Source organism: Streptomyces hygroscopicus subsp. hygroscopicus (assembly GCF_001553455.1).
In the GTDB taxonomy this organism is placed as follows: Bacteria; Actinomycetota; Actinomycetes; order Streptomycetales; family Streptomycetaceae; genus Streptomyces; species Streptomyces hygroscopicus.
The window spans coordinates 18,531-29,734 of the sequence record NZ_BBOX01000354.1 but is presented as its reverse complement, the minus strand read 5'-3'; the positions used below and the strand labels follow the sequence as shown (position 1 = coordinate 29,734).

At 72.4% G+C, this 11,204-nt stretch carries 10 protein-coding genes and 1 pseudogene; 3 read left to right on the top strand and 8 right to left on the bottom strand.

The window, feature by feature from the left end; genetic code table 11:
* Together AXW62_RS30870 and AXW62_RS30865 are read right to left on the bottom strand one after the other, a co-directional pair.
* On the bottom strand, positions 1–737 hold a 737-nt coding region (locus AXW62_RS30870; protein WP_169808185.1), incomplete at its 3' end, for a TerD family protein.
* Positions 738–841: 104 nt separating this feature from the next.
* The gene (locus tag AXW62_RS30865; RefSeq protein WP_030822943.1) at positions 842–1,471 is read right to left on the bottom strand and encodes a M48 metallopeptidase family protein; all 630 of its coding nucleotides are present in this window, start codon (positions 1,469–1,471) and stop codon (positions 842–844) included.
* A 308-nt stretch (positions 1,472–1,779) separates the two neighbouring features.
* On the opposite strand from AXW62_RS30865, the gene AXW62_RS30860 reads away from it, so the two are divergent.
* The gene (locus tag AXW62_RS30860; protein ID WP_060947402.1) at positions 1,780–2,901 is read left to right on the top strand and encodes a ThiF family adenylyltransferase; all 1,122 of its coding nucleotides are present in this window, start codon (positions 1,780–1,782) and stop codon (positions 2,899–2,901) included.
* A 75-nt stretch (positions 2,902–2,976) separates the two neighbouring features.
* Positions 2,977–4,377 (top strand): annotated as a pseudogene (locus AXW62_RS30855) (ABC1 kinase family protein); the annotation flags it as partial.
* Between the two features lie 534 nt (positions 4,378–4,911).
* On the opposite strand, the gene AXW62_RS30850 reads toward AXW62_RS30855, so the two are convergent.
* The 4 genes from AXW62_RS30850 to AXW62_RS30835 form a co-directional block, all read right to left on the bottom strand.
* Entirely contained in the window at positions 4,912–5,223 is a 312-nt protein-coding gene (locus AXW62_RS30850; protein WP_030822935.1) for a putative WhiB-interacting protein, read from the bottom strand.
* Entirely contained in the window at positions 5,220–5,582 is a 363-nt protein-coding gene (locus AXW62_RS30845) for a WhiB family transcriptional regulator (RefSeq protein WP_030822932.1), read from the bottom strand. Before AXW62_RS30845 ends, AXW62_RS30850 begins: the two co-directional genes overlap by 4 nt.
* Before the next feature lie 115 nt (positions 5,583–5,697).
* On the bottom strand, positions 5,698–5,964 hold the full coding sequence (locus AXW62_RS30840) for a hypothetical protein (RefSeq protein ID WP_060947400.1): 267 nt from the start codon (positions 5,962–5,964) through the stop codon (positions 5,698–5,700).
* A gap of 140 nt (positions 5,965–6,104) precedes the next feature.
* Positions 6,105–8,399, bottom strand: coding sequence for an ATP-dependent DNA helicase UvrD2 (locus AXW62_RS30835; RefSeq protein ID WP_060947399.1), 2,295 nt, complete (start codon positions 8,397–8,399; stop codon positions 6,105–6,107).
* 146 nt (positions 8,400–8,545) lie between these two features.
* On the opposite strand from AXW62_RS30835, the gene AXW62_RS30830 reads away from it, so the two are divergent.
* Complete coding sequence (locus tag AXW62_RS30830; RefSeq protein ID WP_030822926.1) at positions 8,546–8,788, top strand: mycoredoxin; 243 nt, start codon at positions 8,546–8,548, stop codon at positions 8,786–8,788.
* Between the two features lies 1 nt (position 8,789).
* Here AXW62_RS30830 and nudC read toward each other — a convergent pair whose 3' ends face one another.
* Positions 8,790–9,725, bottom strand: coding sequence for an NAD(+) diphosphatase (gene nudC / locus AXW62_RS30825; RefSeq protein ID WP_030822923.1), 936 nt, complete (start codon positions 9,723–9,725; stop codon positions 8,790–8,792).
* 54 nt (positions 9,726–9,779) lie between these two features.
* Complete coding sequence (locus tag AXW62_RS30820) at positions 9,780–11,180, bottom strand: M20/M25/M40 family metallo-hydrolase (RefSeq protein ID WP_060947398.1); 1,401 nt, start codon at positions 11,178–11,180, stop codon at positions 9,780–9,782.
* Positions 11,181–11,204: the final 24 nt, after the last annotated feature.

Below are 11,204 nucleotides of genomic sequence, written 5' to 3'. Positions count from 1 at the left end.
CCCTGGGGCGGCATCGTCTGGGGAGGCTGTCCCTGAGGCGGCGTCGCCTGGGGGGCGCCGAAGGCGGGGGCGGGCTGCGGTGCGGGCGGGGCCGGGGCAGGGGTCGCGGCGGGGGGTGCGAAACCCGGGACGGGGGCCGCCTGGCCGGGCGGAGCGAAACCGGGCGCGGCGCCCTGGGCGGGCGCGGGGGCGGGCTCGGCGGGCTCCTCCTCGGCCACCTCACCGCCGAAGTTCTTGAGCAGCGCCTCCAGCCCCCCGTCGAAGCCCTGGCCGACGGCGGCGAACCGCCAGACGTCCTTGAGGTAGAAGTCGCCGAGCATCACCGCGCGTTCGGTGCTGAACTCCGAGCCGGTGAAGGAGTACCGGGCCACTTCCTCGCCACCCGCGACGATCCGGAGGTAGCCGGGGCCGATCTGCGACATCTGCCCCGCGCCGTCGATGGTCGCGGTGAAGGAGAGCTTCTGGATGGCGGGCGGGATGCTGTCGAGCGTGACCCGGAAGGAGTCCGTGTCACCGGCCTGCGCCCCGAGTTGCTGTATCGCTTCTTCAGGGGACTTCGGCTGGTTGTAGAAGATGAAGTAGCGGTCGTCCGACAGCCGCTCGTTCGCATCGAGGCCGAAGCAGCTGATGTCGAGGGTCAGTCCGGGCCCGGCGATCCGCACCCCGACGTACAGATCCCTCCCGGCCGTCAGATCACTGATCCTGGCCTTGTGGCCCCGCTGGAATTCCCTGGCCATACGTGAGGACCGTCCCCCATCCCGATACCGGTGCGTCTGTTGCGCGCCAGGCTAGCCGCTGGCGCCGACTATGAGCGACGCCGGGGAGCGCGGACGCGGTTCCCTTACGGCTGGTCGTCCCCGGGCCCGGAAAGGTGCGGCAACCGCTGGGCGGCGACCACCCCTTCGAGATAGCCCCGCGCCCGCTCGGTCCGCGGATACGCCTCCAGGAGCTGCCAGAAGCGCCGGCCGTGCCCCGGCACCAGCAGATGGGCCAGCTCATGGAGGAGCACATAGTCCACGACGTACTCCGGCATGCCCTGGAGCCGGTGCGAGAGCCGGATGCTGCCCTCGGCGGGGGTGCACGACCCCCAACGGGTGTTCTGGTTGGTGACCCAGCGGACGGAGGCGGGCCTTGCCCGCCCGCCCAGGTACTGACCGGAGAGCAGCTCGGCGCGGGCGGCCAGCTCCGCGTCGCCCAGCATCCGCTTGCTCTCCTGCGCCGCCAGCTTCTCCAGCATGACGCTCACCCAGCGCTGCTCCTCCGCCTCGGACATCCGGGCCGGGATGAGGACGATGGTGCGGTCGCCCTCGCGATAGGCGGAGACCGTCCTGCGCCGCCGGGTGCTCCGGCGGACCTCCACGGCACTCGCGCCCGAGCCCCGGCTCTGCGGGCCCGGGACGGTGCGCGGTGCGCTCGCGGCGCTGCGCGAGGGGCTCTCTCCTGCGGTGCGAGGGGACGGATCGGCGGGCACGCCCCGACGTTACCCGCTGGCAGCCGGGGAAGTCCCGCCCCGCACGTTGGTTGCGGACCGAACCACTCCAGGGTGTGCACGGCTTGTACGACCGGCGTTTGTGCGACGTCGCTTGTACGGCGTCGCTTGTACGGCGTCGCTTGTACGACTTATTCCACCGCCTGTGGACAACGCGCTGCGGACCTCCGGCGCCGACCCGCATGCTGAGGGCGGTTCGACGGAACCGGACCCGCACATCTCATGACGAACCAGAACGATCAGCCAATAGCCGGAGTACACGGACACAGACCATTGACGGGGGGACGGCGATGCATCCCATGCTCAAGCCCGCGCTGCGGAGGAGCTGGCGGAGCCGGGACACGGTGCAGTTCGGGGTGGCCCGAGCGCATGCGGTGGTGATGGGGCCGGTGGACACGGCCACGGGCAGCTTTCTGGAGCTGCTGGACGGCACCCGCGGGCTGCCGCTGCTGCGGCAGGAGGCCCGAGCCATCGGACTGCCGGAGGGGCGGGCGGACGCACTGGTGGACCGGCTGGCGGCGGCCGGCCTGCTGGACGAGCCGAGGGACGGCGGTGAGCCCGCCGCGGCCCTGGACCGGCTGCGGCCGGACGCGGGATCGCTGTCGGTGCTGCACCCCGAGCCCGGGGCGGCTGCGCGGCTGCTCGCCGCACGGCGGGCGACACGGGTTCAGGTGCGGGGCGCCGGGCGGGTCGGCGCGGCGGTCGCCGCCGTGCTGTCGGCCTCGGGGGTGGGACAGGTCGATGTGGTGGACGGGGGCTGTGTCGAGCCCTGGGATGTGGCTCCCGGCGGGCTGTCGGCCGAACAGATCGGGGAGCGGCGGGATGTGGCCGCGCGCCGCGCGGTGCGACGGGCCGCACCCGGCCCGCTGCCGCGCCGGCCGGCGCGGCAGCGCACCTCCTCAGGAGAGTCCGGGCTGGCCCTGGTGGTGATCGCCCCGCGCGACGGCCTCGCCGCTTACGCACCGGATCCGGAGCAGGCCGAGCCGCTGCTTGCCTCCGGGACACCCCATCTCTACGCGGGAGTCATCGAGGCCACGGGGGTGGTCGGGCCGCTGGTGGCACCGGGCATCACGCCCTGCGCGGGCTGCGCCGCGGCGGGCCGTGCCGAGCGGGAGCCCGCCTGGCCGCGGATGCTCGCGCAGTGGCGGTCCGGGCGCCGCCGGACCGCCCCGGCCTGTGACGCGGCGCTGGCGATGGTGGTGGCGGGGTTCGCGGCGGTGCAGGCGCTGGCCTTCCTCGATGGGCGGCCTTCCGGGGGCGTGGGTGTCCGGTGGGAGCTGGCCCTGCCCTCCCTCGTCTGGGAGGCGCGTCCGGTCGAAGCACATCCCGGATGCGGCTGCGGGGCGGCCGGGGAGGAGGATGCCGTATGTGCCTCGGCCGCAGAGGCATCGCACGCGACAATGTCCGGGTGACCCACGTCCGCGGAGTGGGCGACGGGGGCCCGGGAGCCACCTTCCGGGATGGCACGGCTGTAGTTGGAGGGGCGCATGACCGATCTGCCGCGCAAGGCGATCACCCGTACCGCCAAACTGGCGGCGCTGCCCTTGGGATTCGCGGGGCGCGCCACGTGGGGGCTCGGGAAGCGGATAGGGGGACGGCCGGCGGAGATCGTCGCACGCGAGGTCCAGCAGCGCACCGCCGAGCAGATGTTCAAGGTCCTCGGCGAGCTCAAGGGCGGGGCCATGAAGCTCGGACAGGCCATGTCCGTCTTCGAATCGGCGCTCCCGGAGGAGATAGCCAAGCCCTACCGGGCGGCCCTGACCAAGCTCCAGGAAGCGGCCCCTCCCATGCCCACACGCACGGTCCACGCCGCGCTGGAGGAGCGGCTGGGGCCGGACTGGCCGGAGCTGTTCCAGGAGTTCGAGGACAAGCCCGCGGCGGCCGCCTCGATCGGGCAGGTGCACCGGGCGGTCTGGCACGACGGGCGCACGGTGGCGGTCAAGGTGCAGTACCCGGGCGCGGGCGAGGCGCTGCTGTCCGACCTCAACCAGCTGAGCCGGTTCGCCCGGGTGCTGGGACCGCTGGTGCCGGGGCTGGACGTCAAGCCGCTGATCACGGAGTTGCGCGAGCGGGTCGCCGAGGAGCTGGACTACGAACTGGAGGCGGCGTCCCAGCGGGCCCACGTGGAGGAGTACGCACAGGACGCGGAGATCGTGGTGCCCGAGGTGGTGCACCAGAGCGATCAGATACTGATCACCGAATGGCTGGACGGGATACCGCTCTCCGAGGTGATATCCGACGGCACGCAGGAGGAACGGGACCGCGCCGGGCAGTTGCTGGCCCGCTTCCTGTTCTCGGGAGCGTCCCGCACCGGGCTGCTGCACGCCGATCCGCATCCGGGGAACTTCCGCCTGCTGACCGGGAACGCCCCGGACGGCCCGCCGGAGCAGTGGAGGCTGGGGGTCCTGGACTTCGGCTCGGTGAACCGGCTCCCGGAAGGGCTTCCGGAGCCCATCGGCATCGCGCTGCGCATGGCGCTCCAGGGCGACGCCACGGGGGTCTATGAGCTGATGCGCGACGAGGGGTTCGTCAAGCCGACGGTCGAGATCGACCCCGACGATCTGCTGGACTTCCTGCTGCCGATGCTCGAACCGGCACAGACCGACACATTCGTCTTCGACCGGCAGTGGCTGCGCAGCCAGGCGGCGCGGATGGCCGATCGTCGCTCCCCCGTCTATGAGCTGGGCAATCAGCTGAATCTGCCGCCCGCCTATCTGCTGATCCACCGGGTGACCCTGAGCACGATCGGGGTGCTGTGCCAGCTGGGTGCCACGGTGCGGATGCGGGACGAGCTCGAGGAGTGGGTCCCCGGCTTCGCCGAGGACCCGGAGCCCGGCGACCGCGCCGAGGACAGCACTTCGGACAGCGCCGAGGACGACGCCGAGGGCCGCGCCGGGGAAGACACCGACAACGCCGACGCCGGGCAGGGCACCCAGGACCGCGCCGAGAAGGCCGACGCCGGAGTCCATGTCGAGAAAGCCGACACTGGCGGTCGGGCCGAGAAGGCCGATGTCGGGGGCCGCACCGAGGAAGCCGACGCCAGGAACCGAGCTGAGGAAGCCCCCGAGGACCGCGCCGCGGAAGGGGCCGCGGAAGAAGGGACCGGGGAACACGCCGCGCAGGGGCCCGGAGACCGCGCCGCTGAGGGAACCGAGGACCGCGCCATACCGGGGGCCGGGGACCGTGCCGCGCAGGGGGCCGAGGCCGCGGAGACCTCGGCCTGACCCCGCGCCCGCCCGGCCGGGCTTCTGCCGCCGTGCCGCTGCCGCCGGGCGGCGCTCGCCCGGCGGGCGGTTGCTCCGGGACAGCCGAAGGGCCGGTCCGATCGGACCGGCCCCCGGGGTCGCGCGACGGGTCGGCGTGCGACCTTGTCGGTGCGTATTCGTATCAGCAGCCCTGCGTCTGGCCGATGCCGCAGCTGGTCACTGCATGACGGCCATGGCCAGGGCGCGGCGGGCGCGGAGCGAGGCACGCTCCGCGCGGCGCTGCATCCGGCGGGCGGCGGCGAGCCGAACGGCCTTCCGTTCGGACTCGGCTTCGTGCAGCCGGTCGTGCATATGCGCACGCGCCAGGGCTTCTTGGATGAGTTGCATCTCTCGGTTCCTGTTCTGGCGCGACTCGGGCGCGCCGGAGGTATCGGGTGCGGGGGTTTCGGAGACCGGTGGGGTCATCGTCGGAACCTGCTTCATGGGGTCGTGCGTCGCGGGGCGATCGATGGTGCCGATGGTGCTCATGCCGCGACCGGGTTCTTGCGCGGGCGGCCACGGGGCCGCTTGCGGGCCACCACCACGCCCTGGACGAAGAGCTCGCCACCCCAGACGCCCCAGGGCTCACGCCGGTCCTTGGCCCCGGCGAGGCACGCCTCACGCAGCGGGCAGGTCTGGCACAGCGACTTCGCGTACTCCACGTCGGCCGGGGACTCGGCGAAGAAGACCTCCGGGTCGTACGAGCGGCACGGAACGGCTACGCCCAGGTTCTCGATGGCGTCATCGAGTTCGGTGAGGGCGGTGAGCGGGGTCAAGGAGTCCTCCGAGGAGTCAGGCGGGCGGTTCAGGTCGGTCGATGCGGACGGGGCAGGTGCGTTGAGTTGCACGGTGTGTGTTCCTCGTCTCTTCGGTCCGGCTGTTGGCCGGGCTTTGGCAAATCAAAAGGGCCGCGGATCCCGGTGTGGGTTCCGCGGCCCTGGAAGGTGCCGACCTGATCCTGGATCAGGCTGGATAACTCCAGGGTTCGAGCCTGCGGAAGGCCCACGTCTTGTGGTGCTGCTGCGTCGCCCGGGATTCGGCACCATTGGCCGCGAAGGCATAGGCGATTGCCTGTGCCGCTGCTGCTACCGCAGGTGCCTGGATCGGTCGCTCGCTGAGACGCGCCTCATTGGCGCCGGGCATACCGGTGCCAGGCAGCGCGGAACCGAGCAGGCAGGTGGCGACGACCGAGCGATCGGCCATTTTGATGGTGTTGATGAAGCTGATCATTGGTCTCCGCCTCCTCTCGGCGTCTCAGGGACCGGTCCAAACCAGTCCGGGTGTTCAGTACAACACGGAATCCTCGGCTCCCGGAAGGGGCGTTGTCTCCGTGCTCGGAAGGCTATGGGTATGGCCTCCACGCGCGCAAACTATTTTTCCGTCGAGTTTTGCCAAGGGTCACCCGAATGGCTTCCTCCGGCGCCGTCGTCCCCCTCGCCGTCCTGTGCCGAGGGCAGTTCCCGGCCCGCGCACAGCGCGAGAACGTCGGCTCCGAACCGGTCCAGTTTCCGTCTTCCGACACCGGAGATGCCGGCGAGCTCCGATTCGGTTCCCGGAACGGCCTCGGCGATCGCGAGCAGCGTCTTGTCGGTGAACACGCAGTAGGCCGGCTGCCCCAGCAGCCCCGCCTGCTCCGCCCGCCAGTCGCGCAGCCGCTCATAGAGCGCCTCGTCCAGCTCGGACGGGCAGCCCTCGCAGCGCATCAGCTTCATCTCGCCCGCGTCGGTCAGCGCCCGGCCGCACACCCGGCAGTGGACCGGGCCGCGCCGCCTGCGCACCCCGCCGCCCCCGCCCGGGGCCGCAGCCCCGCGCTCGATCCCCCCGGACCCGCCCGGAGTGCGGGCTCCCAGGGCCTGGGAGCCCGGCCGCAGCCCGTTGAGAAAGCGGGTGGGGCGGCGGGAGGCCCGGCCGCCCGGAGCCCGGGAAAGCGCCCAGGAAAGCGTCAGATGGCGGCGGGCGCGGGTGACCCCCACATAGAGCAGCCGACGCTCCTCCTCGATCTGCTGCTCCGTCTTGGCATACGTGATCGGCATCATGCCCTCGGTGAGGCCGACCAGGAAGACGGCGTCCCATTCGAGGCCCTTGGCCGCGTGGAGCGAGGCGAGGGTCACCCCCTCGACGGTCGGGGCGTGCTGCGCCGCGGCCCGCTCGTCGAGCTCCGCCACCAGATCGGAGAGCGTGGCCCCGGGCCGGCTCCCCGCGAAGTCCTCGGCGAGCCGCACCAGGGCCGCCAGGGACTCCCAGCGGTCCCGCACCGCGCCCGACCCCGCCGGCGGCTCGGCCGTCCAGCCACGGGTGCCCAGCACCGCCCGCACCTGGGAAGGGATGTCCGCGTCCGCCAGGGCCGGGTCGGCGCTTCCGCCGCGGGCCGCGCCGCGCAGCAGCAGCCCCGCCTCGCGCACCTCGGGCCGCTCGAAGAACCGCTCCGCGCCGCGCAGCTGATAGGGCACCTGGGCGTCGGCCAGCGCCTGCTCGTACAGCTCCGACTGGGCGTTGACCCGGTAGAGGACCGCGATCTGGCTCGCCGGGACGCCGCCGCCCCCCTGCTCGACCGGGGTGATCAGCTCACGGATCCGGCGGGCGGTGCCCTCGGCCTCGGCCGGCTCGTCCGCATAGGCGGCGTAGACCGGGTCGGGGCCCGCCTCCCGCTGGGAGACCAGCTCCAGCCGGTGCTCGGCGGCCCGGCCGCGGGCCTGGGAGAGCAGCCCGTTGGCCAGGTGCACCACCTGTGGGGTGGAGCGGTAGTCCCGGATCAGCTTGACCACGGTGGCCCCGGGGTGGCGGATGCGGAAGTTCAGCAGATGGTCGGGGGTGGCGCCGGTGAAGGAGTAGATGGTCTGGCTGGCGTCGCCGACCACGCACAGGCTGTCCCGGTCGCCGAGCCACAGATCCAGCAGCCGCTGCTGGAGGGGGCTGACGTCCTGATACTCGTCGACCACGAAGTGCTGGTACTGGCGGCGCACCTGATCGGCGATGTCCGGCCGCTCCTGGAGCACACCGACCGTGAGCAACAGCACATCCTCGAAGTCGATCACCCCGCGGTCGCGCTTCAGCTGCTCATAGGTGGCGTAGATCCGGCTGATCTCGGCGGCGTCGCGCGGGGCCTCCCGGCCGGATTTGGCGGCGGCCGCCGAATAGTCCTCCGGCACGGTCTGGGTGACCTTCGACCATTCGATCTCGCCGGTCACGTCCCGCAGTTCATTGCGGTCCAGCCGGACCCGGCACCGCGCGGCGGCCTCGGCCACGAGCTGCACCTTGCGCTCGACCAGCCGCGGCACCTCGCCGCCGACCGCCTTGGGCCAGAAATACTGCAGCTGACGCAGGGCCGCCGAGTGGAAGGTGCGCGCCTGCACCCCGCCCGCGCCGAGCTGCCGCAGCCGGCCGCGCATCTCCCCCGCCGCGCGGTTGGTGAAGGTGACGGCCAGCACACTGGCGGGCTGGAGAATGCCCGCGCGCACCCCGTAGGCGATCCGGTGGGTGATGGCGCGGGTCTTGCCGGTGCCGGCCCCGGCCAGCACGCACACCGCGCCGTGCAGGGACGTCGCCACCTCGCGCTGCTCGGGGTCGAGCCCGTCGAGCACCGCGTCGGCGTCACGCGGCGTGGCCGCGTAGGCGCCTGGCGTGGAGCCCTGGGGGAACAGAGTGGAGGACGTTGCTGCAGTCACCCCGCCATGCTGCCAGGTCCCCTGGGACGCCCGTGCCGGTTGTCCACAGCCATGGCCTGATGGTCGTATGAACGCCGGGAATCACCGGGGGAAGGTGAGCGTTGACCTTCTGCCCACCCCCACGACCCCGAGGAGAGCGAAGACCGATGTCCGGCACTGTGACGATGTACAGCACCACCTGGTGCGGCTACTGCCGCCGGCTGAAGGGGCAGATGGACCGCGAGGGGATCGCTTACACCGAGATCAACATCGAGCAGGACCCGGAGTCCGCGGCCTTCGTCGAGAAGGCGAACGGCGGCAACCAGACGGTGCCCACCGTTCTCTTCCCCGATGGGTCGACCCTGACCAACCCCTCCCTGGCCCAGGTCAAGGCCAAGGTCGGGCGCTGAGTCAGCCTCGCGGCAGCGGCTCGCCGTACCAGAGCTCGATCAGCCGGGCCGCGATCGAGATACCGGACGGAGGCAGGACCTCCCCGGACTCGAACGCGGCCCGCAGCTCGTCCCGGGAGAACCAGCGCGCCTCGTGGATCTCCTCCCCGTCCACCTGGATCCGGGAGGACGTGGCCCGCGCCATGAAGCCCAGCATCAGGCTGGACGGGAACGGCCACGGCTGGCTGGCCACGTACTCGACCTCGCCGACCTCGACACCCGCCTCCTCCGCCACCTCGCGGACCACGGCCTGCTCGATCGACTCGCCCGGCTCCACGAAGCCCGCCAGCGTCGAGAAGCGCCCCTCCGGCCAGTGCACCTGGCGCCCCAGCAGCGCACGGTCCCGCTCGTCCGTCACCAGCATGATCACGGCCGGGTCGGTCCGCGGGTAGTGCTCGGCGCCGCACGCCGGGCAGCGGCGGACATGGCCGGCCGCCGCGATGTTCGTGCGCTCACCGCAGCGTGAGCAGAAGCGGTGCAGCCGCTGCCAGTTCTCCAGCGCGACCGCGTGCACCAGCAGCCCCGCGTCGCGCTCGGACAGCAGCACGCCCGCCTCGCGCAGCCCGGCCGGGCGTGCCGACTGGTCCATCCGCCCCGGCAGGGAGTCCTTCTGCAGCGCGAAGTAGCGCACGCCCTCCTGATCGGTGCCCAGGAAGTAGCGGTGGTTCTCGGTGGGCGGGGCCTCGAAGGCCGGGGTCATGACGAGCTCGGTGCGGCCGTCCGGGGCGTCGTCGACCAGGGCCTGGCCTCCGGAGACCACGAAGACGCGCGTCGTCGGGTGGCTCCACGCCGCGGCCAGCCACGCCTCGTCCAAGCGGTGGTGCGCGGAGCGGTCGATACCGCTCGGGGCGCTGAGCGTGATCGGCCGGTCGGCGGCGCGGTCGGTCCAGGTGGTCACGGCTGCTTCCAACTCCCCCTGTGCAACGGGTGGTCTACGTACATGAGCGAGGTTTTACCGTCCATTCTCCGCGAGGTCGCACCAGAGGTGGGCGGCCGTCTCGGCGCCCTTCATGAGCAGGCCGAGCTCGACCTTCTCGTTGGGCGCGTGCCAGCCGTCGGACGGCACCGAGATGCCCAGGAAGAGCACCGGGGCACCGAGGACGTCCTGGAGGTCGGCGGCGGGGCCCGATCCGCCCTCGCGGGTGAAGCGGACCTTCCGGCCGAAGGCGCGCCCCATGGCGCGGACGACCGACTGGAGCGCCGGGTGGTCCAGCGGGGTCAGACAGGGGCGGGTGGCGCCCCCGAAGGTGATCTCATGGCGGATACCGGCCGGGAGCAGGAGGGCTGCCCAGTCCCGCACGGCCAGTTGGATCTTCTCCACCTCCTGGCCGGCCACCAGCCGGAAGGACAGCTTCACCTGGGCGGCCGAGGGTACGACGGTCTTTCCGCCCGGTCCCTGGTAGCCGCCACCGATGCCGTTGACCTCGGCGGTCGGACGGGCCCAGATCCGCTCCAGGGTGGAGTAGCCCGCCTCGCCCAGCGTGGCGCGGGAATGCGCGGTCCGCAGCCAGTCCGCCTCGTCGAAGGGCAGCTCGGCGAAGAGCTCGCGCTCACGCTCGGTCAGCTCCACGACACCGTCGTAGAAGCCAGGGATCGCCACTCTGCGGTCGGCGTCGTGCAGCGCGGCGGCCAGCCGGGCGGCCTCGGTGGCCGGGTTGGGGACCGCGCCGCCGAAGGAGCCGGAGTGGATGTCCTGGTCGGGGCCGTACAGGTCGATCTGGCAGTCGACGAGGCCCCGCATCCCGGTGCAGACGGTCGGGGTGTCCTCGGACCACATCCCGGTGTCGGAGACGATCACGATGTCGCAGGCCAGCCGGCCGGCGTACGAGCGGAGCAGCTCGGGGAAGTGCGGGGAGCCGGACTCCTCCTCGCCCTCGACCAGCAGCTTGAGGTTCACCGCGGGCGCGCGGCGGCCGGTCGCGGCCAGGTGTGCCCGCAGCCCCAGGGTGTGGATGAGGACCTGCCCCTTGTCGTCGGCGGCGCCGCGGGCGTACAGCCTGCCGTTCTCGATGACGGGCTCGAAGGGGTCCGTGCGCCAGCCGTCCCCGCGGTCGGCGGGCTGGACGTCGTGGTGGCCGTAGACGAGCACCGTAAGGGCGTCGGGATCGCCGGACGGCCATTCGGCGAACACGGCCGGGGCACCGGGTGTGTCCCATATCTCAGCCACCGGGAACCCCGTGGCGGCCAGGTGGTCCCTCAGCCACCGGGCGCTGCGCCGGACGTCGGCGGCGCGCAGGGGGTCGGCGGATACGGACGGGATGCGCAGCCACGCGGAGAGTTCGTCGAGGAAGGCGGCGCGGTGACCGTCCACATAGGCGCGGACGGCGTTGTCCGTGTCCGGGGTGTTGCTCATGCGTGTGAGCCTATCCGGCCCGCG